Here is a 24,286-nt window from a genome sequence, read left to right as displayed (position 1 = left end):
CGGCTTGCGCCTCATGCGAGCCGAGGGCTGCTGACCCGCTGGCGGGTTGCCCCTCGGAAATTTGGGTGAACCCGGTCCGCCGCCCTCACTTGCCTTGCGCTTCGGCACTTCAGAGAGGGCCGCCGAAGCGATAACGCGCTGTTGAGTTGGTTGCGCCGCACGCTCAGGAAGGGAGGTGTATGGCTGTTCGTCGAGCGGCTGTGGCGCAGCGTCAAATACGAAGAGGTCTATCTGCGCGCCTACGACACCGTGTCCGACGCCCGCGCCTCGATCGGCCGATACATCGCCTTTTACAACTCAGAACACCCCCATTCCCAGCTGGGCTACCGCTTGCCGCGGGAATACATTGCATCCATCAAACCAGCCGAGTGTCCGGTCTGACGGGGTCAACTCCACCTACCAAAAGGGCGGGAAGCGCTGCAAATTTGCTCGGTGTATCAAGTGCGAGCTTCAGCGGTTCCTAGCTGCATCTGATCAAGCCTCGGGCGCCGCTACACAGCTCGCAAATTAGCTTTACATGCATCTCGGAATCATAGGGATTCCGTTTCGTATAGCTCCCGGTATCCGAATCATGGGCTATCTTGGGGAGTGCCGACGAAGCGCGACAACGAGTAGGGGCGCCATATCGTCACGCCCGAGGTGACTATGCCCAACCGCAACCGCGACATGAGCCAAACGTTCGAAACGGATGGGACGTGGTTTCTGCCCGAGACGCCTGACAGGAAAGTAGCTGGGATGCTCGTATCTCGAGCCGAACGAATTGAGCTATCGTTGGCGGACTCTCTCCGTCCGATGCAAAGCGGACCAATTCGAGCCGATATCGTTCGATTCCCCATTGTGCATGGTGTCACGCGGGAGCAGGAGGCGGTGTCACTATTTCGGTATACGCGGGTCGGTTATTCCTTGACGTTTGCCAGTGGTGGCATCGGCCGACTTGAAACCCTTTGGAAGCGGTGGACTGAACCAGAGGTTGAGGGGCAACGGTTGCCTCCCTGAAGGCGAGCCACCTCTCCTGGTAGGCGCCCAAGAGCGCTCTTGGCGATACATTCCCACCCGTGTAGCTTGACGACACTCTCGGGAAGGCGAGGTGGTTAGCGGTGTTAGAGCAAGGTAGGCTGGCCACCGAAGTTAGTGGCGCGTGTTAGGGACAGCGCTTTCGGGACCGACGAAGCGCCGAGTCACGTGGCTGCTAACTTCCGGGCAGCGCGGGCGCGGCAGGGACAGCGTTAATTCTCTTGAGTGAAGGCTCCGAGTCGCGCTCGCGTTGCCACGGACATCAAAGGGGATAGCTCCGGTAGCTGGCTATGAAGTGGAGTTACGAAACATGCTATGGGCTAGCGGAGATCATTATTGTGCCGGGAGGATGCGCTCTCCTGTTTGATGGCCAGGTTTTAGGCCAATACACCTCGCCAGTCATAGCAGCAGAAGAATTAGCGAACGGGAGATGCCGTTGGCCTTGGGCTGGAGATCCGGCGAAGATGGGGATCCCGAGAAACTTGTCCCAGTGGCAAAGCGTCCCCTTGGCGCGTCGGCTATGAGCACAGTAGTGAACCGCCATGAAGCCTTTCACTCAGATTAGCTCGCCACGCGGTCCCACGCGATGCGTTCGGATGAAGGAGCGATATGCCGTGTCAAAAGCTAACATCCTCAAGCTGATTGCAAACGTCGCCGATCAACTCATAGAAGTGTTGCGTAGCGGGGCACGTGCTCGTCTCGCCCAGGCGGTCGAGGCCGAGGCTGAGGCTGAGGCTGAGGCTGAGGACTTTCTCGGCAAGCATGCCGATTTGAAGACCGCGGACGGTCATCAGCGCGTCGTCCGCCACGGTCTCCTGCCGAAACGCGAGGTGATGACCGGTATCGGTCCGGTCGCTGTCCGTCGCCACGTGTGCTCGATCGCGGGGCGGACGCCACGGATCGCGACTGCCTCCGGTTCTCTCCGTAGATCCTGCCACCCTACATGCGCCGTTCGAAGTCGATCGAGACGCTGCTGCCGAACCTTTAGGGTATCTCGACTGGCGACTTCTCGGAGACGCTAGCTGCGCTGCCCGGCAAGGATGTTGCCGGGCGGCATCCGCCATCGGCCGGCTGAAGGATGGCTGGCTCGACGAGCACACCGTGTGGCAGAAGCGCGATCTGTCATCGAAGCTAATGTCGACGCGGCACTCGTTTCTGTCCGTCGCGGACGATTGAGACGTTATTGATTGGTTGCTCGCGGACGCGGATTTTTGCCATTGGCCCCGACCCGGACGGTCGTATTCCAGAGCGAGGTGCGTTCGCGTGTGCAGTGATACGTGATCAGCTTTCAATTGCTCGCTCGAGCCCATACGAGCGGCTGAAGGCGAGGATAGCGGAACTATAGGCACTCCGCTTTTAGTAATGCTGCCCGCCCCGCTTCGCGGCGAAGCGCTGAGCACCGCCGGATGAAGGACTAGCTCTGCACTTGACGTAACCCTTCGGCCCACTTGCCTCCGCTTGCTGTCGGGAAAGTTCTCGGCCCATGCGCCATCCAACCTAGAGCGAAATGTCGGGGAGGCGGCCTTCGTTTTCCAGATAGCTACCGCCGACATCGGAGTGGTTTCCAGCGAACCACACCTGCTGCAGCCAATCCGGATGCTTCAAATATCGCGCAAGGGCTGCCCCGCCCATTCTGCGCGAGAGTAGGCCTTTGTCGGGCACCGGCTGCGCCGGATGTCGGCATTGAGACTTAATGCCAGAAACCTGCCACTACGCGCCGCTACGAAGTGCCTGCTGAGCCTGTGAATCCACTTCGGCACACGATTTGCTCTGTTCACCGCATCATCACCAATCGCAGTGCGACGGTTTTCGGGACGGGCACTATATTAGCGGACACTTCAGTGGCGGGTACGGTCGAACTTCTTTCACCCATCCCTGCGGTCAGTCGATCTATGGCGATGCCGACAGGTTCGATGTCACCCGGCGGCATAACCCGCACCTGTCGTTCGGCCAGGGGCCGCATGTCTGCCTGGGCGGTTCACCGGCGCGCCTGGATTGCGATGCGCCTTCCCCGCGCTGTTCGTGCGGCTGGAGATCTGGCGCTGACCATTGCCGCGGAGGACGTCGTCTACATGAGTCTTACGTCATTCGCTGCCCGCAGCGGCTGCCGATCACCTTTCGCCCTTCCATCGCCTAGAGAGTGAAGTGTCACCATGTCCGAACAACCCTTGCCGACGCTGCCGAAGTGGCGCGTCGATCACATCGAGCCCTCGCCCGAGATGTTGGCGCTACGCGCCAACGGTCCGATCCACCGCGTGCGTTTCCCGTCCGGGCACGACGGCTGGTGGGTGACGGGCTACGACGAGGCCAAGGCGGTGCTGTCCGACGCGGCGTTCCGGCCCGCGGGAATGCCGCCGGCGGCCTTCACCCCGGATTCGGTGATTCTGGGTTCGCCGGGTTGGCTGGTCTCGCACGAGGGGGGCGAGCATGCTCGGTTACGCGCGATCGTGGCGCCGGCCTTCAGCGATCACAGGGTGAGGCTGCTCGCGCAGCAGGTCGAGGCGATCGCCGCGCACTTGTTCGAGGCGCTGGCGGCCCAGCCCCAGCCTGCCGACCTGCGGCGCCATCTCTCTTTTCCACTTCCGGCCATGGTCATCAGCGCGCTGATGGGCGTGCACTACGAGGATCACGCCTTTTTCGCAGGGCTGTCCGACGAGGTGATGACGCACCAGCATGAAAGCGGCCCGCGTCGCGCGTCGCGCCTGGCCTGGCAAGAACTGCGTGTCTACATTCGCGGCAAGATGCGGGACAAGCGCCAGGATCCGGGCGACAACGTGCTGACGGATCTGCTCGCGGCGGTCGACCAGGGCAAGGCGAGCGAGGAAGAGGCGATCGGCCTGGCGGCGGGCATGCTGGTGGCTGGGCACGAGAGCACCGTCGCGCAGATCGAATTCGGCCTGCTGGCCATGTTCCGCCATCCGCAACAGCGCGAACGCCTGGTCGGCGATCCATCCCTGGTGGACAAGGCGGTGGAGGAAATCCTGCGCATGTACCCGCCAGGTGCGGGCTGGGACGGCATCATGCGCTATCCGAGGACCGACGTGACCATCGCGGGCGTGCATATTCCCGCGGAGAGCAAGGTGCTGGTCGGCCTGCCGGCGACGTCGTTCGATCCGCGCCATTTCGACGACCCGGAAATCTTCGACATCGGACGTGACGGTAAGCCGCACCTGGCGTTCTCCTACGGGCCGCACCACTGCATCGGCGTGGCGCTCGCCAGGCTGGAACTCAAGGTGGTGTTCGGTTCGATCTTCCAGCGCTTTCCCGCGCTGCGCCTGGCCGTGGCGCCGGAAGAACTGAAGTTGCGCAAGGAGATCATCACTGGCGGGTTCGAGGAGTTCCCGGTGCTCTGGTGATGCGCGGACGCCGCCAGGGATCGCGATCTTCTCCGCAATTTGCCGGCGCGCCTGGCGCGCGCCGGGCAGATCAGTCAGCCAACAGGTAACCTAGATGGACGTGCAAGAAACCACGGCAGCATGCCGGGACGCCTTCGCCGAACTGGCGTCGCCAGCGTGCCTCCACGACCCGTATCCGTTCATGCGGTGGTTGCGCGAGCACGATCCGGTGCATCGCGCGGCATCGGGCCTCTTTCTGTTGAGCCGCCACGCCGACATCTACTGGGCGCTCAAGGCCACGGGCGATGCGCTTCGGGCACCGGCGCCGGGCGAACTGGCGCGCTATTTCCCGCGTGCGGCGACCAGCCTGTCGCTCAATCTGCTGGCGTCCACGCTAGCGATGAAGGATCCACCGACGCATACGCGTCTGCGCCGGCTGATCTCGCGCGATTTCACCATAGGCCAGATCGACAACCTGCGGCCGAGCATCGCGCGCATCGTCGCAGCGCGCCTGGACGGCATGGCGCCCGCGCTGGAGCGCGGGGAGGCGGTGGACCTGCATCGGGAATTCGCGCTGGCCTTGCCCATGTTGGTCTCCGCCGAATTGTTCGGCATGCCCCCGGACGACATGTTCGGGCTCGCCGCCGGCATCGGCGCCATTCTGGAAGGCCTGCGCCCGCACGCCAGCGATCCCCAGCTCGCCGCGGCGGACGCGGCCAGCGCCAGGGTGCTAGCCTACTTCGGCGACCTCATACCGCGCAAGCGCTCCGATCCCCGCCACGACATCGTGTCGATGCTGGTCGGCGCGCATGACGACGATGCCGACAGGCTGTCGGATGCGGAGTTGATCGGCATGCTGTGGGGCATGCTGCTGGGCGGCTTCACCACCACTGCTGCGGCCATCGACCATGCGGTCCTGGCGATGCTGGCGTATCCCGAACAGCGGCACTGGCTGCAGGGAGACGGCGTGGGGGTAAAGGCATTCGTAGAAGAAGTCCTGCGCTGCGACGCGCCCGTTATGTTCAGCTCCATTCCACGTATCGCCCAGCGCGACATCGAACTGGGCGGCGCGGTGATCCCGAAGAACGCGGACGTGCGCGTGCTGGTCGCGGCCGGCAATCGCGACCCGGACGCCTTCGCCGATCCCGACCGCTTCGATCCCGCGCGGTTCTGCGGCACCAGTCCTGGCATGTCGACCGACGGGAAGATCATGCTGAGCTTCGGTCACGGCATTCACTTCTGCCTCGGTGCGCAACTGGCCCGGGTGCAGTTGGCCGAGAGCCTGCCGCGGATCCAGGCTCGCTTCCCCACGCTGGCGTTGGCCGAGCAGCCGACCCGGGAGCCGTCCGCGTTCCTTAGGACGTTCCGCGCGCTATCGGTGCGGCTGCATGCGCAGGGGGGCTGAGATGCGCGTCGTGGTCGACCAGGATCTGTGCGGAACCACCGGGCAATGCGTGCTGACGCTGCCGGGCACCTTTCGGCAGCGCGAACCGGACAGCGTGGCCGAAGTGTGCGTCGCGAAGGTCCCGCAGGCGCTTCACGCGGCCGTGCGGCTCGCGGCCAGCCAGTGCCCGGTCGCCGCCATTCGGGTCATCGAAAGCGACGCTGGCGATGACGAGCGCGCCAGCGCCGACCCTGCGCCTTCTCCGGCGGAGGCCGAGCGGCATGCCGCGAAAGACCAACGCAATCCAGGAGGACACGATGGGACGGTTTGAAGGCAAGGTGGCCGTGGTGACCGGCGCCGGCGCCGGCATCGGCAAGGCATGCGCCCGCGCCATTGCGCGCGAGGGCGGCAGAGTGGTGGTGGCCGACATTGATGGCTCGGCGGCCAGGGCCTGCGCCGCGCAGATCGCGGCCGAAGCGGGCGACGCGCTGGCCCTGCCCATCGACATCGCCAATGCGCAGGCGGTGGCAGCGCTGTTCGAGACGGCGGAGCGGCAATTCGGTGGGGTCGACCTGCTGGTGAACAACGCGAGCGCCATGCATCTGACCCCGCGCGACCGCGCGATCCTCGACCTGGACCTGACGGTCTGGGATCAGACCATGGCGACCAATCTGCGTGGCACGCTGCTCTGCTGCCGGCAGGCCATCTCAAGGATGATCGCCCGCGGCGGTGGCGCGATCGTCAACATGTCGTCGTGCCAGGGGCTTAGCGGTGACACCGCGCACACGTCCTACGCCGCGTCGAAGGCGGCGATGAATATGCTGTCGGTCTCGCTCGCCACCCAGTACGGTCATGCGCAGATCCGCTGCAACGCGGTTGCGCCGGGTCTCATCATGACCGAGCGTCTCGTCGCCAAGCTGGACGAGTGCATGCAACGGCATCTGCGCCGGCACCAGCTCCTGCCGCGCGTCGGCCGCCCCGAGGACGTGGCCGCGCTGGTGGCGTTCCTGCTCTCCGACGATGCTGCGTTCATCACCGGCCAGGTCGTGTGCATCGACGGCGGCATGCTGGCGCATGTGCCGACGTACGCCGACGGTGGCAACAGCCGCGCCGCGCGGCCTGCCGGCGACACCGCCGAAGCGGCCGCGGCGCCGCGCGGCTGATGGACATGCTGCTCAACCCACTGGACCGCCGGCACCGGCTTCGGTGCGATATCCCGGTCGTGCCCGGCGCCTTCCCCCTTGTCGGGCATCTTCCCGCCATCGTCTGCGACCTGCCGCGCCTGCTGCGGCGCGCGGAACGGACGCTGGGCAGCTACTTCTGGCTGGATTTCGGCCCTGTCGGACACCAGATGACGTGCATGGATCCGGATGCGTTCGCATTGCTCCGGCACAAGGACGTGTCCTCGGCGCTGATCGAAGAGATCGCGCCCGAGTTGCTTGGTGGAACGTTGGTCGCCCAGGACGGCCGCGCGCACCGGCAGGCGCGCGATGCGATCAAGGCGGCGTTCCTCCCCAAGGGGCTGACCGAGGCCGGCATCGGCGATCTGTTCGCGCCTGTCATCCGGGCCCGGGTGCAGGCGTGGCGCGACCGCGGCGACGTAACCATCCTGCGCGAAACCGGCGACCTGACGCTCAAGCTCATCTTCAGCCTCATGGGAATCCCCGCGCAAGACCTGCCGGGATGGCATCGCAAGTACCGGCAACTGCTGCAGTTGATCGTCGCGCCCCGGATCGACCTGCCCGGACTGCCCTTGCGGCGCGGCCGCGCCGCCCGCGACTGGATCGACGCGCAGTTGCGCCAATTCGTCCGCGAAGCGCGCGCGCAGGCCGCGCGCACCGGGTTGATCAACGACATGGTGAGCGCCTTCGATCGCAGCGACGATACGCTCTCCGATAACGTCCTAGTCGCCAATATCCGCTTGCTGCTGCTTGGCGGTCACGAAACCACCGCCTCGACGATGGCCTGGATGGTGATCGAGCTTGCGCGGCAGCCTGGGCTATGGGACGCCCTGGTCGAGGAGGCGCAACGCGTGGGCACGGTGCCGGCACGCCCCGCGGACCTGGCGCAGTGTCCGGTCGCCGAGGCGCTGTTCCGCGAGACGCTGCGCGTGCACCCGCCGACCACGCTCCTGCTGCGGCGCGCGCTGCACGAATTGCAACTCGGAAAACGGCGCATTCCCGCGGGCACCCATCTGTGCATCCCGCTGCTGCATTTCTCGACCTCGGCGCTGCTGCACGAGGCGCCTGATCAGTTCCGCCTGGCGCGGTGGCTGCAACGCGCGGAGCCGATCCGGCCGGTGGACACGCTGCAGTTCGGTACCGGCCCACACGTCTGTATCGGCTACCACCTGGCATGGCTGGAACTGGTGCAGTTCGGGATCGCCTTGGCGCTGACCATGCACAAGGCCGGGGTGCGGCCGCGGTTGCTGAGCAGCGTCGAAAAAGGCCGGCGCTATTACCCGACCGCACATCCGTCCATGACAACCCGCATCAGATTCTCATGAGCTGGCATCGCATGCTCCGTGTGGCGAGGCAGCCGCGTCGGCGACGCGCGGCGTTTCTGCACTCGGCGCGCGCGCTCGGTGCGACGCCGGCAACACCGCGGCGGCTCGCCGCCCGCCGTGGCCGTCTCCTGTCAGATACAAGGACATGAACAACATGCAGCCCGGTTCCACGCTACACGACCGAACTGGCGTTTCCGTGCTGGGCGTATTGGGCGCGCAGGCGCGCAGCGCATCCGGCCCGCTGCTGCCGGAGATCTGGATGCAGGACGGCGCAAAGCGGGTCGAACAGGCGCTGGCGCGCCTTCTCTGCGCCGAGGACGACGGTGAGACCGAGCTGATGGCGGCGATGCGCTACGCCACCTTGCATGGCGGGAAGCGTACCCGCGCCTTGCTCTGTCTGGCTGCCAGCGCATTGGCCGACACGCCGGCGCACATGCTCGATGACGTCGGCGCCGCCATCGAGATGATGCACGCCTGTACCCTGGTCCACGACGACCTGCCCGCGATGGACGACGACGTGCTTCGCCGCGGCCTTCCGACCGTGCACGTCAAGTTCGGCGAAGCCACAGCGATCCTGGTCGGCGATGCGCTGCAGGCGCACGCCTTCCTGACCCTGGCGAGCCTGGATGCGCCGGGCGATACCCGTATCGCGCTCGTGCGCGAACTGGCGCAGGCGGTGTCCGCCGAGGGTGGTGCCGCAAGCGGGCAGGCCATGGATTTGTCGCTGGTTGGAAAGCACGTCGAGCTGGACAGGATCGTAGCGATGCACCGGATGAAGAGCGGAGCGCTAGTGCGCGCATCCGTTCGCATGGGCGCGCTATGCGCCATCGCGGAGGATGCCGCGCACGCTGCGCTGTACTCTGCGCTCGATCGCTACAGCGCCTGTTTCGGCCTGGCGTTGCAGGTGATCGACGACATTCTCGACGCGACGGCGGATACCGCGACCCTGGGCAAGACCCCCGGCAAGGACGCGGCGGCGCAGAAGCCGACCTGCGCGTCGATCATGGGGCTGCAGGCAGCGCACCAGTTCGTGTTGGATCTGTTGCGCGACGCCGGGGAGGCCATCGCCCCGCTGGGGTCGCGTGCGGAACGGTTGGCGCAGATCCTGCAGCGGGCCAACGCATATCTGTTCAAGCACGCGCCATGCGCATGAGTGCGCCCATCCGCATGCGGCTCGCCCCTGTGCCGCTGCGATCGGCCGGCGGCAGCGGTGCATGATGCATTGTGTCCGAGTCCGCGGCACCGATCGCAGCGGTTGCCCAGCACGGCCGCGGCGCACGCGGCGCGCCGCGCGCAAGCCTATGCGGCGGACCGGCGCTAGCATCGGGGCGCGTCGCCGCGCCGGAGCAGGGCGGCCGTCCGGCCTTTCCCATGCGCCGAGCCGCGACGGGGCCTGCGGCGACGTGCGCGGCGTCTGCCCGATCCTGGTTCGCGTCAACCGTCTGCAGAAGGAACATCCCGCGTGAACGCGCTGTCCGAACAGATCCTTTCCGAATTGCGCCACCTGCTGAGCCAGATGAGCGATGGCGGCAGCGTCGGTCCGTCCGTCTACGACACGGCGCGGGCTCTTCAATTCCACGGCAACGTCACCGGTCGACAGGACGCATACGCGTGGCTCATCGCGCAGCAACAGGCCGATGGCGGATGGGGAAGCGCGGACTTCCCGCTGTTCCGCCATGCGCCCACGTGGGCGGCGTTGCTGGCATTGCAGCGTGCCAATCCTCTTCCCGGCGCTGCCGACGCAGTCCAGGCTGCAACCCGGTTCCTCCAGCGCCAGCCCGATCCCTACGCGCATGCGGTGCCGGAAGACGCGCCGATCGGCGCGGAGCTGATCCTGCCGCAGTTTTGCGGCGAGGTCGCATCCTTGGTGGGCGGCGTGGCGTTTCCGCGTCACCCGGCGCTGTTGCCGTTGCGGCAAGCATGCCTAGTCAAGCTGGGGGCGATGCAGGCGTTGCCGAGCGGCCATCCCTTGCTGCACTCCTGGGAAGCCTGGGGGACGTCGCCGACCACCGCATGCCCGGATGACCACGGTAGCATCGGCATCAGTCCGGCGGCCACCGCCGCGTGGCGTGCGCACGCCGTGACACAGGGGAGCACGCCGCAGGTCGGGCGCGCCGACGCTTATCTGCAGGCGGCATCGCGGGCGACGCGCAGCGGCATCGAAGGTGTCATTCCCAACGTCTGGCCGATCAATGTGTTCGAGCCATGTTGGTCGCTGTACACCCTGCATCTAGCCGGGCTGTTCGCGCATCCCGCGCTCGCCGAGGCGGTGCGCGTGATCGTCGCGCAGCTCGACGCCCGCCTGGGAGTGCGCGGTTTGGGCCCGGCCTTGCACTTCGCGGCCGATGCGGACGACACCGCGGTTGCGTTGTGCGTCCTGCACCTTGCAGGCCGCGACCCGGCGGTCGATGCGTTGCGCCATTTCGAAATCGGCGAGCTGTTCGTCACCTTCCCCGGCGAGCGCAATGCCTCGGTGTCGACCAACATCCATGCCCTGCATGCATTGCGACTGTTGGGAAAGCCCGCCGCCGGCACCAGCGCCTACGTCGAGGGCAATCGCAACCCGCACGGTCTATGGGACAACGAAAAATGGCACGTTTCGTGGCTGTATCCCACCGCGCATGCGGTCGCTGCGCTGGCGCAAGGCAAGCCCCAGTGGCGCGACGAGCGTGCCCTGGCGGCGCTGCTGCAGTCGCAGCGCGACGACGGCGGCTGGGGCGCCGGTCGCGCGTCCACATTCGAGGAAACCGCCTATGCGCTGTTCGCGTTGCACGTGATGGACGGGAGCGAAGAGCCGACAGGGCGCCGGCGCATCGCGCAGGCGGTGGCGCGTGCGCTGGAGTGGATGCTCGCCCGCCATGCGGCGCATGCATTGCCGCAGACGCCGCTGTGGATCGGCAAGGAACTGTATTGCCCCACCCGGGTCGTGCGCGTGGCCGAACTCGCCGGGTTGTGGCTGGCGCTTCGTTGGGGGCGGCGCGTCCTGGCCGAGGGAGCAGGAGCGGCGCCATGATCCAGACCGAACGCGCGCTGCAGCAGGTGCTGCAGTGGGGGCGTTCCCTGACCGGGTTTGCCGACGAGCATGCCGTGGAAGCGGTCAGGGGCGGCCAGTACATCCTGCAGCGCATCCACCCGAGCCTGCGCGACACCAGCGCCCGCACCGGCCGCGATCCGCAGGACGAAACGCTGATCGTGGCGTTCTATCGCGAACTGGCGCTGCTGTTCTGGCTCGACGATTGCAACGACCTTGGCCTGATCGCGCCGGAGCAGCTCGCCGCGGTGGAGCAGGCGCTGGGGCAGGGCGTGCCGTGCGCGCTCCCCGGATTCGAGGGCTGCGCTGTGCTGCGCGCTTCGCTGGCCGCGCTCGCCTACGATCGTCGCGACTATGCTCAGCTTCTCGACGATACCCGGTGCTACTGCGCGGCGCTGCGCGCCGGACACGCGCAGGCGGCAGGGGCGGAACGCTGGTCCTACGCCGAGTACCTGCACAACGGCATCGATTCGATCGCCTACACGAACGTGTTCTGTTGCCTGTCGTTGCTGTGGGGGCTGGACATGGCGACCTTGCGCGCGCGTCCGGCGTTTCGCCAGGTCCTGCGGCTCATCTCCGCGATAGGGCGCCTGCAGAACGATCTGCATGGACGCGACAAGGACAGGTCGGCCGGTGAGGCCGACAACGCGGCGATCCTGCTGCTGCAGCGCTATCCGGCTATGCCTGTGGTGGAGTTCCTCAACGACGAGCTGGCCGGCCATACGCGCATGCTGCACCGGGTGATGGCGGAAGAACGTTTTCCCGCGCCGTGGGGACCATTGATCGAGGCCATGGCGGCAATCCGCGCGCAGTACTACCAGACTTCGACCAGCCGCTACCGCAGCGACGCTGCGGGAGGAGGCCAGCGTGCGCCGGCCTGAACGCGCGGGAGGTGGCGGCGTGCGCGCGCTGCCGTCGGTCCGATCCGACGCAACGCCGTCGCCCGATGCGACGGATGGAGCGAGCATGAGCGACACCGCCCTGAGCCGACGCAAGGACGACCATCGGGACCTCGTGCTGGATCGGCGAACGGCGCCGGCCACGGTCGCCGCCGACTGGGAGTACATCCGGTTCGAACACTGCGCATTGCCCGAGTTGGACCTGACGCATATCGGCCTGCGCGCCTCGCTGCTGGGCAAAACCATGCGCGCCGCTGCCGATTATCTCCATGACCGGCGGCATGCCACCCGCCGAGGCCATCAACCGGCATCTGAGCGAGGCAGCGCAAGCCTTGGGGATCGCCATGTGCGTCGGTTCGCAGCGCGTGAGCCTGCAATCCCGTAACTCCCAGGGGCTGACGCGCGCGCTGCGCCGCCTGGCCCCAGACATTCCCTTGCTGGCCAATATCGGCGCCGCGCAACTGCGCGAGGCCGACGGCCTGGACCTGGCGCGCCGGGCGGTGGATGCGCTGGAGGCCGACGGACTCATCGTCCATCTCAATCCGCTGCAGGAAGTGGAGTGTTTGCGGGCGCAGCCAGCGTGGCTTAAGCTCAATACTTGGGAACCGGCTCGAACCCAAATAATCACGCGGTGTCAGGCTACACGCGGAGCAATGGACTTACGTGCAGCCCTATACGGTGGCTAATCCTAATGGCACCCAGCGAGACAACTACGGTACTAGCGGGAATTACAACCCCAACAACGGGCATTTCGGCACCGCACGCCGCGCCACTGAAGGGGCGACGCATGGCCAATCCACTCGCAATAGCGGCAAGTCTTGGACCCCAAAGATGTCCAACAGCTGAGACAAATGGCGAAGGGCAACACGCCCACCCGAGTCATTGGATTCAAGCTCGGTCGTACGGATGCGTCCATCTATGGCAAAGCCTCGGCTGAGGGCATATCGCTCAGTCCGACGAATCACCGTACAACCGCCGCAAGTAAACTTTGATGCGCCGATAAGTCGAGCGAGAGAGGGGCGAGCGATGGGGACCTGCTCCGTCTGCGGCAAGCCTGCGGGCTCTTTGCGGCGATTCATCCGGAGTGTGAGTTTGCAGAAACGATCGTCGGAGCCGGGCCGCACGTAGCAAAGACTGCGTCGATCTACGGTAATATCAGGGAGAGAATGGGGCGCCCATACGAGCTAGAGTCGGCCCGCATAACAGAAGTGGTGGAAAGAGTTCAAGCGCTCAAACGGGAGGGGCGGCTTGCCGCGATTCCAGACGCTGATGCTGGAGGCGTCGGCCGGATTCCACTTCACGATCACACGCGCGCGCGCCTGACCGAAGGTGCGTGGATCCTGCGACCGCTTCGCTTCGAGGCGGACGAGATCGTTCAGGAGAGCCGAAGTAACGGTCTCGTCGTGCCAGCGCATGTTCTTGAACTTGATACCGTTGCCGGAAATGGTCGCCGTCTCGACGCGACCGAGGACGTGGTCGAGCGCGGCGACGTCCTTGATCCAGTTGCGGCGCTGGATCGCGAGGCCTTCCTTCCAGGCGCGTGCGGGGATGGCGTTGATGCCATCGTGCGGACGGTAGTGATAGACGTCGATGAACTCGTGGATCAGCTCGTTGAGGTCTTCTAGCGTGACAAGCGCGTCAGCGGTGCAATGACGCAAGGAGGTCGCATACCTAGCTTGGGATCGAGCCTGCTGCAACGGCTGTCGCGTTCGACCTCGGCGGTTTACGCGAGCCGCGCCTAGTTGTATGAGGTGTCCAAATATTGCAGGATTTCTTCAGTCAGGCGCCAGTTTTCGCGGATTTTGGATGTCGAAGGAGCCATACATTTTTTGGTGAGCGCCAGCTGGGCGGTGGCGGACACCACAAGCCACTCGGGGCCCTCGTTGGACGATAGTTGTCAATCGGCTCGTGGGCGTGGAAGTCTTATGGCTGCTGGTGTAGAGGTGGGCGGGAGCAGGGCGTCAGCTCGTAGCGACTGGAATCGTGTGGGCGCCGAGGCGCTTTATCGCTTGCCATTTGCCGACCTGACGTTTCAGGCGCAGAGCATTCATCGCGACAACTTCGATCCAAACCGCGTCGAAACCGCAAGCCTGCTCAGCATCAAAACCGGTTGGTGCCCGGAAGACTGCGGCTACTGCTCGCAAAGCGCGCATTACGACACTGGCCTCAAGGCCACTCGTCTGATGAATCAAGCCGATGTGGTCGCCACCGCACAGCGCGCCAAGTATGCCGGCGCGGCTCGCTTCTGCATGGCTGCCGCCTGGCGCAGCCCGAAAGACCGGGATCTTGATCAGATATGCAGCATGATCACGGCAGTTAAGGGGATTGGCATGGAGACGTGCGTCACGCTCGGCATGCTCACGCCGAAGCTGGCCGCGCAGCTCGCTGATGCCGGGCTCGATTTCTACAATCACAACATCGACTCCTCGCCCGAATTCTACGGAAAAATCATCACAACGCGGACCTTGCAGGATCGCATCGAGACGCTTGCGCATGTGCGCGAGGCCGGCATCAAGGTCTGTTGCGGTGGAATTGTTGGTATGGGCGAGCGCGTCGAGGATCGCCTCGGCATGCTCGTGCTTCTCGCCAATCTCCCCCGACATCCGGAAAGTGTGCCGATCAATCTCTGGAACGAGGTCCAAGGCGTGCCGGTCAATGAAACCGCCGAGCGCCCGGACCCGATCGCGCTGGTGCGCCTGGTCGCGACGGCTCGGATCATGATGCCGAAGAGCGTGGTGCGGTTGTCGGCCGGACGGCAGTATATGACGGACGAACTGCAAGCACTTTGCTTTCTGGCTGGCGCAAATTCGATCTTAATCGGCGATGTGCTGTTGACGACCAAAAACCCGGTGCGAGACCGCGACAAGAATTTGCTGGAGCGGCTCGGCATCACATCCGTGCTTGCCTGAGTGGAGCGGAGCTGCGAGCGCGCTCTCCGCAGAACCCGGCTTAGGTGGGGAATGCAAGTTACGGTGATGAACGGCAAAATTCATCGCGCGTCGGTGATGGAGACTGATTTGCTCGGTGAAGGCTCGATGTGGATTGGTCGTGCGCTGCTCGATGCGACAGGGTTTCTAATCAATGAGCGCGTCGAGATCTACGATATGAAAACTGGAGCGCGCTTCGCCACCTCTCTTGTTGAAGCCCCTCCTGGATCTGGCACAATAAACTTGAACGGTGCGGCCGCGCGGCTCGCACCGCCCGAAGACAAAAGCTTATGCTGCTTCGACCAGGTGGAAGCTAAACTCTTCAAACCACGCGTTGTCCTGGTCGACCGGGAAAATCGCATCTTGCGAAGTTAACAGCCAAAAAGACCGTTGCTGAAGCCCCAGACCATCGCGCCGCTAGAACCTCTTGCGAGATGGATCGCTACTTGAGAATGACGAATGGATTCAAAGCACGCGACCAGATTTCGCAACTATGTCGCAGCCTTGCATGCACTGAAGGATGACCACCGGCTGCGCGGCCTCAAGCCGCGCGTGGGAATAGATTTCACTTCAAACGATTATCTGGCGCTCGCGAGCGCGCCGCGCATGAAGAAGGCTATCGTGGCGGCCCTGCATGACGGCACGCCGATCGGAGCTGGCGGTTCGAGGCTTCTGCGCGGCAATTGCGAGGAGCACGAACGTCTCGAGGCACAAGCGGCACAATTCTTCAGCGCCGATGCAGCGCTTTTTTTCAGCAGCGGTTACGTCGCAAATTTTGCCGTTCTGACAACGCTGCCACAGCGGGGCGACCTGCTTGTTCTCGATTCTCTCGTGCACGCAAGCATTCATGAAGGCGCGCGAGCCGGCCGGGCCGACGTTCGGATAAGCGAGCACAATGATCCCCAGTCGGTCGAAAGCACGATCCGTGACTGGCGAACCAGCGGCGGAGTGGGCCGCGTCTGGATCGTGGTCGAAAGTGTCTACAGCATGGATGGCGATTTTGCTCCCCTCGGAGAGCTGGTCGCGCTTGCGGACAGATACGATGCGTTCCTGATGGTCGACGAGGCTCACGCAACAGGCGTCTACGGCGAGCAGGGACGCGGGCTCACCGCGGCCTATGAGCGACGCGGAAATCTGTTGGCCGTTCATACTTGCGGCAAGGCGCTTGGGGCCGTCGGCGCGATTGTTACGGCTGGCAGTGCGCTGCGCGATTTCATGGTCAATCGCTGTCGTCCGTTCATCTTCGCCACCGCACCGTCACCATTGATGGCTGTAGCTGTGCGGGAGGCGCTTTCAATCCTGCAGGAAGAGCCCGAGCGTCAGCAGCGTTTGGCTAGCCTGGTCGCGTTTACCCATCGGGAGATCGGTTTGCGCGGTCTTCGGAGTCCTTCGGACACCCAGATCGTGCCGTATATTGTTGGCGACAATGCGCGCGCGATGCAGCTCGCCTCGGCATTGCAGGCTCGCGGCTTCGATATCCGCGGGATTCGGCCGCCAACCGTACCGGTGGGCACGGCCCGTTTGCGAATTTCAGTGACACTCAACGTCGGGGAGGATGACGTGCGTGCAATGCTAGATGCGCTCGCTGAGGAGACGAAGGGCTGGCTTCGATGAGCCGGCGGATCGTAGTGACCGGTACCGATACCGGGATTGGAAAAACGGTCTTTTCCGCAGGCCTCGCTCATCTGCTCGGGGCAAACTACTGGAAACCGATCCAGGCTGGCCTCGAAGGTGAGACCGACACCCAGCTCGTCGTACGGCTGGGAGGTCTATCAAGCGATCGGGTGATCCCGGAGCTTTACCGTCTGCGAACGCCCTCTTCGCCACATCATTCCGCGGAACTCGACGAAAAGCGTATTGATGTGGATTCGCTTCATCTGCCGGACACCGGCGAGCGGCCGCTCGTGATCGAGGGGGCCGGCGGGCTGATGGTGCCCCTGACGCGAGGCGCACTTCTCATTGAGGTCTTCGAGCGATGGCAGCTTCCTGTGGTGCTATGCGCGAGGACGGCACTGGGTACCATTAATCATTCGCTGCTATCGGTAGAGGCCCTGCGGAAGCGCCACATCAGTATTCTTGGGGTTGCATTCATCGGTGAACGAAATCCTGAGACTGAAAGCGCAATCTGTGACATCGGGCGAGTGCGCTGGTTGGGGCGATTGCCCTGGCTCTCTCCTCTCACGCCAGAAACGCTCCACGCCGTCTTCAAAGATGCGTTTGTCCGCAATAATTTCCTGAACCTGTGATGCCAAAGAAGAGATCGGCGATCTGGCATCCGTTCACGCAACATGCGCTTCAAGACGAGATGATCGAGGTCGTGCGTGGTAGTGGTGCTTATCTCTATACCTCGGACGGTCGCCGTATCCTGGATGCAATCTCGTCCTGGTGGGTCGTGACCCACGGGCATTGCCATCCCCGGATTGTCAGCGCGCTATCCAGGACAGGCAGGCAAGCTCAATCAGGTCATCTTCGCTGGCTACACGCACGATTCGGCCGAAAAGGTTGCGGGGCAGCTCCTGAAACTTGCGCCCCGTGGACTTGACCAGGTCTTCTTCTCTGACAGTGGCTCGACCAGCGTGGAAGTCGCTCTGAAGATGGCGCTCGGCTACTGGCGCAATATCGGCGAGCAGCGAACGCGCATCGTCATGATGCAACATTCCTACCACGGTGATACGATAGGGGCGATGTCGGTTGGCGCCCGTGGCGTCTTCAACGCGGCGTATGGGCCGCTGCTGTTCGAAGTTATCTCAATCCCGTTTCCCGCGAGAGACCGTGAGCAGGCAACGCTCGATGAGCTCGAGCGTGCATGTCGAAACGAAAGGCCCGCCACCTTCATTGTGGAGCCTCTGATATTGGGCGCGGGCGGGATGCTGATGTACCCGGCCTGGATGCTCAAGAAGATGAAGCAAATCTGCGAGGCCTCAGACGTCCTGTTCATTGCCGACGAGGTCATGACAGGCTGGGGCCGCACCGGAACACTGTTTGCCTGCGAGCAGGCCGAGGTCACGCCCGATATCGCCCGCTATTCGAAAGGCCTCACGGGAGGGGCGCTTCCGCTCGCGGTGACGCTCTGCCGTGCGGAGATTTTCGACGCATACTATTCGAAAGATCGTACGCGGACCTTCTTTCATTCGAGTTCATATACGGCCAATCCGGTGGCCTGCGCCGCGCAAAGGCCAATCTCGATCTCTGGCAGGATCAGGAAACTTACCAGCGCCTGGCCTCGGTCGCCACCATGCAAGAACAGGCAATCCAGCATTCCGCGCCGATCCGCGTTTTGCAAACGTCCGCCGGACCGGAACCATCACAGCGCTCGATCTCAAAACAAACGATTATCTCGCGGCCATCGGTCCGAAGCTTCAGGCATTTTTCAGGGACCGAAATCTGTTACTGCGCCCGCTCGGCAATACGATCTATGTGATACCGCCCTAATGCGTTACGGCAGCCGATCTTGATGAAATCTATGCCGCGATTGGTGATGCGGCCGATGCGCTCGCTTGAGGAGGCGATTTGGGTGGCGCGCACCGGCAGCTCCCCGAAAGATCTGAGACAATACCTGACATACCGCGCAACCGCACGCGCCCTAATCGCGCTCCCATACCTGTTGGCCAGCACGACCTAAAGGTGCTCCCCTTACAAGGCCGGATCGGCTGAGACGTTCCTTCCTCGCGATTACGAGATCGCTGGACGTTTCCGCGCGTAGCGTGGTGACAATGCGGCTGCACGAGACCGGGCGGGGCCGCTAACGATCGCCGTCGCCTGGCCAGTTGAAGATCGTCAAAGATAGGCAAAAAGACGCAGGATTTAATCGTTTAGGTGCTGCTGATTGCTTCAATCAAGATCAAATTCTCTCTTACAGTAAGAAATTCTCTGCGGGGGCGCGCTCGAATAGAGTGCGGCGCTTCGCGAAGAAGGCGTACATCAGAGTCACAGTCTGGCGCCTGGCAGTCCGTACATGCCGCGAGAATCGGAATTGGCGACGCCGCACTTTGACGTGTGCGAGCGCGGTGCTGCGGAATCGACAATGCATGAAGATATCCACATAACGCCGACAGGAGGCGACAATGCGCAACGATTATCATGCTTCCCAGCACGGTTCAGCTAGGTGCTGCGCTGTATGTGGCGGAAGGTTTGGGCTTATCCGCTACTACTGCTGGCAAACGGCGCTTTGCTCCAGGAAATGCGTCGACCGCTTCAAGGCGCGGCGGGAGACCGACCGCAAGTGGCTTCGCTGGTTGCGAACAGCTTGATGCGTGGTATCCGACTGGCTGCAGCCGACCGTGCTCTCGGCAGATAGGTGTCGGGAGAATAGTTCTGCAACAATCATCGAACCAAGCGGGGCAGTTTCAAGAGTGGCAGGAACGAATCAAATGGGAGAAAGCTCGGCAACAAGCCGCAGCCATAGTAAAATCGACCGACTTTCTCGGATTTCGAGCGACACAGTTGTCCCGATCGTGCTGCCTAATCCTTGAAAGTCGTGGAAATCAGGCGCCTATCGGGCGGCTAAGGTTGCCGAGCGGGTCCGCCCGTGAGACGGTTCCGCGTTTTTAAGGATGGGGATGCGCCAAAAGAAGACGGTCAACCCGAGGCGCACCAAAGGCGGGGGCTTTTCGTCAGCAGATGCAAGTGCGCAGAACGGTGGTCGTTCATACGATCCTCGCCGGTCACATGGTTCGGGTACATGCCGCACGCCGCAACGAAGCCGGCGTGCAGGTCGTGACCATGGGCCAGCTTGCCGCGAGGCTTGCTGGCGGCCTTCTTCAGCCGGTCGATCTCAACGTCCTCAAGGAAGCCGTCAGCGCCACGCTTCCGGACGTCGAGATGGGCGAGCTCGAGCCTATTAAGGGGCTGCCGGGAATGGCGTCGGCCGTCACCGCCACGTTCGACAAGGCCTGGCGCGCTGGAATTGATCTGTCGGACGTCGGCCATCCGCGAGCCGGCGCATTGGCGTCGCTTGAGCAGGCCGTCGTCCGGCGCTTGCCAGCATCGATGAAGCGTCCGCGCGATCTGGTCGAGATGGCTCTGCGACGGATTGGGCATGCGCCGGCAGTAATTGGTGCTCTGGAAATCCAAGGCCACAGCGAGATGTCGCCGTGCTGGCGGCCCCTCCTGATCGCGCTCGCCGGGACCATCCCGGCGTCGTGGATTGCCGGACCGAGGCATGTGCCGGATTGGCTGAAGGGCACGAAAGTCGAGGTGGTGACAGCGCCGGCGACCGAGCCACAGCCTGACGGCCACACCTTTCTCGGCCAACAGGTCCTGGCGCACCACGTCGGCATCGCCGCGATGCCGAATGAGCCTCTCGCGCAGCCAACCCTCTAGGCCGTCGAGACGCTTCGGCCGCTCAGGCGACTTGAACGGCTTCACCCCGCCCGCCGCCACGTAGTCCTTCACCGTGTGATGGCTGCAGCCCAGCTGCCGCGCAATCCGCTTCACACCCCACCCGCACGCCCTCAGGCGCATCATCTCCGCCACGTCATCCGGCGTCTTCATCACCTGCCCCCGTGGATCATTCCACGGCGAGCCTTCAGTGATTCGTTCCCGCTTCATTCACTCTCTCCTCAGCTATCCGAGGAGGGGGCAATTCCTCGTGACGCTGGGGGGGGGCAGTTTTCCATGGCGCGCGACACACGGGTGAGACGGCAAGAGTGAGTGCTGGGCGCGATACCCAAGCTCCGCGGTTTGGCTGAAGGCAATCACACGTCTGCGCACGGTGCCTCAGACACCCGACGTTTGGGGGCAGCACATAGCGTCCAAAAAATTGGGCGACAGATTGCCTTCAATATCTAGTGACGCGGACATAAATGGTGTGCCGTGCATCGATCTTGTCCAGAAGGCATGAGCCAATTCATCGCAACAGCCTCTGCGACCGCCACGAGGTCCGCCTAGCAGCCGAGATCGGCGGCAAACTCACAATGTCCAATGAGCTTCAAATCACCGATGCACATTGCATCGTACGCCAAATGCCGCGGCTGTTAGGCGGTATCATTCACATTCGAAGCTCGTGAAAAATGGCCGTGCGAGCATTTCGCACGGCCAAGTCAGCGAGGAAACGCCCAAAAGGGCGGCTGAAGGGAGCATCTAGATGAGTAGAACTCATCTAGAACTCCAAGCCAGCGCAGTCGCGCAACCGCGCAAGCTGAATTCTGATATACCCGCTTCAGCGCGCTGAATGGCGGCGAGGTTTCCATGTGGGGTGCATGATTTGTGCGCAACAATCACTTCAAACGCAGCTATTAGAGTTATCGTTCGATCCGAGCGCATCACAGTGCACTACAGATCTTGGTCCTAGTTGATCCGAGGCAACAGCAACGAGAATTGGCGCGGATACGCTGTCTTTCACGCGCCAGTTCAGGATTTCGAAATCAATCCTGATTAGGTAGTGCCTTGTCATCGTCAGAGTGAAGCGCGCCAGCTTCGATCTCACTCAACATCAACCCGCTCCTTTTGGGTCGGCGTTCGTCAGCAGTACGGCGTCAACGTAGGATCAATCGAGGCACGCAATGAGCAACGTTGTTTTTAGCATTTGTGGTAAGTCGTCGACCCGCCGCGGCATTCGAATCGGGTTGCGTGAGCAAATGGCCCTGCTCGGAGTTTGCGGTGTCTTGGTTACAGGTTCAATCTGCGCGACCGCTCTCCACTACGCGAGCGTTGTTCAGCACGAGTCTAACGCGAGTGATGAAGTGAAATCGCATGTCATGTCCTTGTCACAAAGTTTTTTGGAGTCAGGCCTGATCACGAGGGAATTCCTTCGCAAGCCAACCGAAGTGTTGATAAAAAAGCATGCCGATCAACACGAGCGTCAGCTCGCAGACCTAAGTCGCGTCGAAGCATTAGTGACGGCCTTGCCAGATGAGAGCCCGTTGAGGCAGGCGGGCGCTCTCCGGCCGATCATCAATATCTATGCGACACGCTTTCAAAACGTTGTCTCGGCGCAACGCAACCTCGGCTTCAATGAGGATGACGGGTTTCAAGGAAAATTGCGTAATGCCGTCCACGCTGTTGAGCAACGACTTGATCAGGTGAAGCAGCCGCGTCTTATGATCTTGATGCTCATGATGCGTCGCCACGAGAAGGACTTCATCTTGCGGGGCGAAGACAAATTCGGTGATCAGCTGACTCAGCGTGAGGCAGACTTCGAAAGTGAGCTTGGTCAAGCGACCCTGGCTCCAGAGGCAAAATCTCAGGTCCTCGAACTCATCCGTGCGTACAAGGCAAGTTTTGTATCGCTCATGGTCACGCGCGAGACGCTGAACGACGAAGTGGATGATCTCGGTCAGATCTACGACCGCATTCGCCCGGTAGTCGTGAAGATCATGGCTGCCGCGGACGCGCATTCGGAGGCTGCCGAAACCCGAGCGGAAGAAATTCGGCGAAATCTGCTCTGGGTCATCGGGTTTGCGACAATGCTCGTAGGCCTGCTCGCGTTACTGTTTGGCAGGCGCATTGCTAAAACAGTCGCGGCAATGACTTCGGCCATGCGCCAGCTTGGCGAAGGGAGGTTCGACGTGGTTCTACCAGCGCTGGGCCGAAAAGATGAGCTTGGCGAAATGGCCGAAGCGGTAGAAATGTTCAAGCTGAGGGCGCACGAGAGAGCCCAAGCAGAGCTCGACGCCAGGGCGGAACAAGACCAGACTGCTGCCGTTCAGCGCAGGGCAGATATCGCGCGGCTCGCCGGCGAATTCGAGGCTACCGTGGGACAGGTGATTGACACAGTCTCGGCTGCCTCGACGCAACTTGAAGCGTCGGCACGAAGCCTTACCAGTTCGGCTGATCACAGCCGGGAACTCTCGCTCGAAGTCGCCTCCTCATCGGAAGAAGCGTCGGCTAATGTTCAGCACGTGGCAACCTCGACAAACGAAATGGCGACAACGATCGCTGATCTCGGCCGACGGGTCGAGGAGGCGGCCGATATGGCGCTCGAAGCCGTTCGCAAGACGGAACTCAGCGATCAACGCATGGTTAGTTTGGCGGCCGCGACGGAGCGGATCGGCAGCGTTGTTCAGCTGATCGCGGCGATCGCGCGGCAAACAAATCTGCTCGCGCTGAACGCGACCATCGAAGCCGCGCGCGCCGGCGACCGCGGCAAAGGGTTCGCAGTTGTTGCCCAGGAGGTGAAAACTCTCGCTACTCAAACTGCGCAAGCGACCGTAGAGATTGGCGAACAAATTGGGGGCATTCAGTCAGCGACGACTGAAGCAGTTGCCGCGATTTCTGAAACGGGCGCAATCATCGCGCGCATCTCGGACATTGCTATGACTGTCGTCTCTTTCATCGGTGAGCAGAAGACTACGAGTAAGAGTATGGCGTTCAATCTGCAGGAAGCCGCGACCAGGACCACTCAAGTGGCGGCGAGCGCGGGTGAAGTCACGCATCGCGCGAAAGAAACTGAAGGGGCGTCAATGCACGTACTGAGGTCTGCCGAGCTGCTATCGCAGGAAAGTACCCGGCTGAAGCGCGAGCTCGATGATTTCCTAGGGAGGGTTCAAGCGGCCTAACTGAGCGGTCGGGACTGGGTTGAGCGCACCAAAAGGTTGGGCGCTCGTGTTCCGAACCTGGACATCTTTTCTCAGCAACTGATCGAGCGCGTAGACGGTGGGTGGCTCATCACGAAAAAGGGTCGGGCCGTACTCAGCCTCATGGAGGCGCCCCTGACTCCTGCAGAACCGCAGCAAGGGATGGAGGCAACAGCTCCAGAGCTCCCGAAATCTGTGCTAACCAAGTCGCTTTATTGAGGGCCTGCGCCGGCAGAAGCATCAGTCCCGACGTCCCGCCTTCGATAGGCGAAGGCGTTCCACGCGATCCTAGCCCAGCCGTTTACGAGGCCGCGCTCGCTCGATAGCAGCTATAGGTGGTGGGAACATCGCCTTTGTGATATCCGCGCCGGCTTTGGCAGTTGGCAGCGGTGTCAAATGCCGCTGCGCCAGTTCTGCAATGACTGAATGACCTAGTTGACCCCAGGCCAGGGCGGACGACGTGTTGGCAACGAAGGCTGCCGTGCAGATCGGGAGTACAAGTCTAAGCGGTGTCACTATGCTTTCCTCGGGATTGATGAAACGCCTCAAGTAAATTGCTGCTCGGTCCAAGATTCTTGAACTAGGGCACGTTGACCGGCGGCATGCGTGCAGTCGGGCGCGGCTCGAAGCCAGTATGGTGCTGACCGCGAGCCGCCAACAAATCCCGCGCATTC

17 protein-coding genes and 5 pseudogenes are annotated in these 24,286 nt (G+C 63.0%); 19 read left to right on the top strand and 3 right to left on the bottom strand.

Features of this window, described 5'->3' with window-relative positions:
- Positions 1–183: 183 nt before the first annotated feature.
- The 3 genes and pseudogenes from ACVWW6_RS02080 to ACVWW6_RS02070 all read left to right on the top strand — a co-directional run.
- Positions 184–381: pseudogene (locus tag ACVWW6_RS02080) on the top strand (integrase core domain-containing protein); the annotation flags it as partial.
- Between the two features lie 264 nt (positions 382–645).
- Positions 646–996: an ApeA N-terminal domain 1-containing protein gene (locus ACVWW6_RS02075; protein WP_179880036.1), complete on the top strand. Its 351-nt coding sequence runs from the start codon at positions 646–648 to the stop codon at positions 994–996.
- Between the two features lie 632 nt (positions 997–1,628).
- Positions 1,629–2,145 (top strand): annotated as a pseudogene (locus tag ACVWW6_RS02070) (transposase); the annotation flags it as partial.
- Between the two features lie 366 nt (positions 2,146–2,511).
- Here ACVWW6_RS02070 and ACVWW6_RS02065 read toward each other — a convergent pair.
- On the bottom strand, positions 2,512–2,646 hold the full coding sequence (locus tag ACVWW6_RS02065; protein WP_456683111.1) for a phospholipase effector Tle1 domain-containing protein: 135 nt from the start codon (positions 2,644–2,646) through the stop codon (positions 2,512–2,514).
- Between the two features lie 521 nt (positions 2,647–3,167).
- Between ACVWW6_RS02065 and ACVWW6_RS02060 the strand changes: the two genes are divergently transcribed.
- The 9 genes and pseudogenes from ACVWW6_RS02060 to ACVWW6_RS02020 all read left to right on the top strand — a co-directional run.
- Positions 3,168–4,370: a cytochrome P450 gene (locus ACVWW6_RS02060; protein WP_161533312.1), complete on the top strand. Its 1,203-nt coding sequence runs from the start codon at positions 3,168–3,170 to the stop codon at positions 4,368–4,370.
- 94 nt (positions 4,371–4,464) lie between these two features.
- Complete coding sequence (locus tag ACVWW6_RS02055) at positions 4,465–5,754, top strand: cytochrome P450 (RefSeq protein ID WP_097669444.1); 1,290 nt, start codon at positions 4,465–4,467, stop codon at positions 5,752–5,754.
- Between the two features lies 1 nt (position 5,755).
- Positions 5,756–6,064 carry a ferredoxin gene (locus ACVWW6_RS02050; RefSeq protein WP_097669443.1) on the top strand — a complete coding sequence of 103 codons (309 nt, stop codon included), beginning with the start codon at positions 5,756–5,758 and terminating at the stop codon, positions 6,062–6,064.
- Positions 6,051–6,896, top strand: a complete 846-nt coding sequence (locus tag ACVWW6_RS02045) for an SDR family oxidoreductase (protein WP_097669442.1) — start codon at positions 6,051–6,053, stop codon at positions 6,894–6,896. Before ACVWW6_RS02050 ends, ACVWW6_RS02045 begins: the two co-directional genes overlap by 14 nt.
- Positions 6,896–8,239, top strand: coding sequence for a cytochrome P450 (locus tag ACVWW6_RS02040; protein ID WP_456680062.1), 1,344 nt, complete (start codon positions 6,896–6,898; stop codon positions 8,237–8,239). The genes ACVWW6_RS02045 and ACVWW6_RS02040 overlap by 1 nt, the downstream gene beginning before the upstream one ends.
- Before the next feature lie 154 nt (positions 8,240–8,393).
- Positions 8,394–9,392, top strand: a complete 999-nt coding sequence (locus tag ACVWW6_RS02035; RefSeq protein ID WP_456683110.1) for a polyprenyl synthetase family protein — start codon at positions 8,394–8,396, stop codon at positions 9,390–9,392.
- A 309-nt stretch (positions 9,393–9,701) separates the two neighbouring features.
- A complete protein-coding gene (locus tag ACVWW6_RS02030) occupies positions 9,702–11,252 on the top strand; it encodes a hypothetical protein (protein WP_456680061.1) in 1,551 nt (516 codons plus the stop codon).
- Positions 11,249–12,151 carry a terpene synthase family protein gene (locus ACVWW6_RS02025; protein ID WP_271565803.1) on the top strand — a complete coding sequence of 301 codons (903 nt, stop codon included), beginning with the start codon at positions 11,249–11,251 and terminating at the stop codon, positions 12,149–12,151. Before ACVWW6_RS02030 ends, ACVWW6_RS02025 begins: the two co-directional genes overlap by 4 nt.
- Before the next feature lie 85 nt (positions 12,152–12,236).
- Positions 12,237–12,723: pseudogene (locus ACVWW6_RS02020) on the top strand (type 2 isopentenyl-diphosphate Delta-isomerase); the annotation flags it as partial.
- Between the two features lie 630 nt (positions 12,724–13,353).
- On the opposite strand, the gene ACVWW6_RS02015 reads toward ACVWW6_RS02020, so the two are convergent.
- Positions 13,354–13,827 (bottom strand): Mu transposase C-terminal domain-containing protein, encoded by a 474-nt coding sequence (locus tag ACVWW6_RS02015; protein WP_097669437.1) that lies wholly within the window; start codon positions 13,825–13,827, stop codon positions 13,354–13,356.
- A gap of 267 nt (positions 13,828–14,094) precedes the next feature.
- On the opposite strand from ACVWW6_RS02015, the gene bioB reads away from it, so the two are divergent.
- The 6 genes and pseudogenes from bioB (at position 14,095) to ACVWW6_RS01985 (ending at position 20,418) form a co-directional block, all read left to right on the top strand.
- Positions 14,095–15,078: a biotin synthase BioB gene (bioB, locus tag ACVWW6_RS02010; protein WP_456680060.1), complete on the top strand. Its 984-nt coding sequence runs from the start codon at positions 14,095–14,097 to the stop codon at positions 15,076–15,078.
- 51 nt (positions 15,079–15,129) lie between these two features.
- The gene (locus tag ACVWW6_RS02005) at positions 15,130–15,471 is read left to right on the top strand and encodes an aspartate 1-decarboxylase (protein ID WP_456680059.1); all 342 of its coding nucleotides are present in this window, start codon (positions 15,130–15,132) and stop codon (positions 15,469–15,471) included.
- A gap of 84 nt (positions 15,472–15,555) precedes the next feature.
- The gene (locus ACVWW6_RS02000) at positions 15,556–16,710 is read left to right on the top strand and encodes an 8-amino-7-oxononanoate synthase (RefSeq protein WP_456680058.1); all 1,155 of its coding nucleotides are present in this window, start codon (positions 15,556–15,558) and stop codon (positions 16,708–16,710) included.
- On the top strand, positions 16,707–17,342 hold the full coding sequence (gene bioD, locus ACVWW6_RS01995) for a dethiobiotin synthase (protein ID WP_271565800.1): 636 nt from the start codon (positions 16,707–16,709) through the stop codon (positions 17,340–17,342). The genes ACVWW6_RS02000 and bioD overlap by 4 nt, the downstream gene beginning before the upstream one ends.
- Positions 17,342–18,597: pseudogene (locus tag ACVWW6_RS01990) on the top strand (adenosylmethionine--8-amino-7-oxononanoate transaminase). Before bioD ends, ACVWW6_RS01990 begins: the two are co-directional and overlap by 1 nt.
- 1,125 nt (positions 18,598–19,722) lie before the next feature.
- On the top strand, positions 19,723–20,418 hold the full coding sequence (locus ACVWW6_RS01985) for a hypothetical protein (protein ID WP_456683256.1): 696 nt from the start codon (positions 19,723–19,725) through the stop codon (positions 20,416–20,418).
- Between the two features lie 69 nt (positions 20,419–20,487).
- On the opposite strand, the pseudogene ACVWW6_RS01980 reads toward ACVWW6_RS01985, so the two are convergent.
- Positions 20,488–20,559: pseudogene (locus ACVWW6_RS01980) on the bottom strand (helix-turn-helix domain-containing protein); the annotation flags it as partial.
- A gap of 1,040 nt (positions 20,560–21,599) precedes the next feature.
- On the opposite strand from ACVWW6_RS01980, the gene ACVWW6_RS01975 reads away from it, so the two are divergent.
- Complete coding sequence (locus ACVWW6_RS01975) at positions 21,600–23,594, top strand: methyl-accepting chemotaxis protein (protein WP_456680057.1); 1,995 nt, start codon at positions 21,600–21,602, stop codon at positions 23,592–23,594.
- Positions 23,595–24,286: the final 692 nt, after the last annotated feature.

The sequence above is a fragment of the Bradyrhizobium sp. USDA 3311 genome (assembly GCF_054062495.1).
This window is presented reverse-complemented; position numbering and strand designations above follow the sequence as displayed.

Coding starts and splice junctions, on each gene's coding strand:
- bioD (WP_271565800.1), top strand. CDS start 16,707: ATGAGCCGGCGGATCGTAGTGACCGGTACCGATACCGGGATTGGAAAA.
- ACVWW6_RS02005 (WP_456680059.1), top strand. CDS start 15,130: ATGCAAGTTACGGTGATGAACGGCAAAATTCATCGCGCGTCGGTGATG.
- ACVWW6_RS02055 (WP_097669444.1), top strand. CDS start 4,465: ATGGACGTGCAAGAAACCACGGCAGCATGCCGGGACGCCTTCGCCGAA.
- ACVWW6_RS01975 (WP_456680057.1), top strand. CDS start 21,600: ATGAGCAACGTTGTTTTTAGCATTTGTGGTAAGTCGTCGACCCGCCGC.
- ACVWW6_RS02060 (WP_161533312.1), top strand. CDS start 3,168: ATGTCCGAACAACCCTTGCCGACGCTGCCGAAGTGGCGCGTCGATCAC.
- ACVWW6_RS02040 (WP_456680062.1), top strand. CDS start 6,896: ATGGACATGCTGCTCAACCCACTGGACCGCCGGCACCGGCTTCGGTGC.
- ACVWW6_RS02075 (WP_179880036.1), top strand. CDS start 646: ATGCCCAACCGCAACCGCGACATGAGCCAAACGTTCGAAACGGATGGG.
- ACVWW6_RS02050 (WP_097669443.1), top strand. CDS start 5,756: ATGCGCGTCGTGGTCGACCAGGATCTGTGCGGAACCACCGGGCAATGC.
- ACVWW6_RS02035 (WP_456683110.1), top strand. CDS start 8,394: ATGCAGCCCGGTTCCACGCTACACGACCGAACTGGCGTTTCCGTGCTG.
- ACVWW6_RS02025 (WP_271565803.1), top strand. CDS start 11,249: ATGATCCAGACCGAACGCGCGCTGCAGCAGGTGCTGCAGTGGGGGCGT.
- ACVWW6_RS02045 (WP_097669442.1), top strand. CDS start 6,051: ATGGGACGGTTTGAAGGCAAGGTGGCCGTGGTGACCGGCGCCGGCGCC.
- bioB (WP_456680060.1), top strand. CDS start 14,095: ATGGCTGCTGGTGTAGAGGTGGGCGGGAGCAGGGCGTCAGCTCGTAGC.
- ACVWW6_RS02065 (WP_456683111.1), bottom strand. CDS start 2,646: ATGGGCGGGGCAGCCCTTGCGCGATATTTGAAGCATCCGGATTGGCTG.
- ACVWW6_RS02000 (WP_456680058.1), top strand. CDS start 15,556: ATGGATTCAAAGCACGCGACCAGATTTCGCAACTATGTCGCAGCCTTG.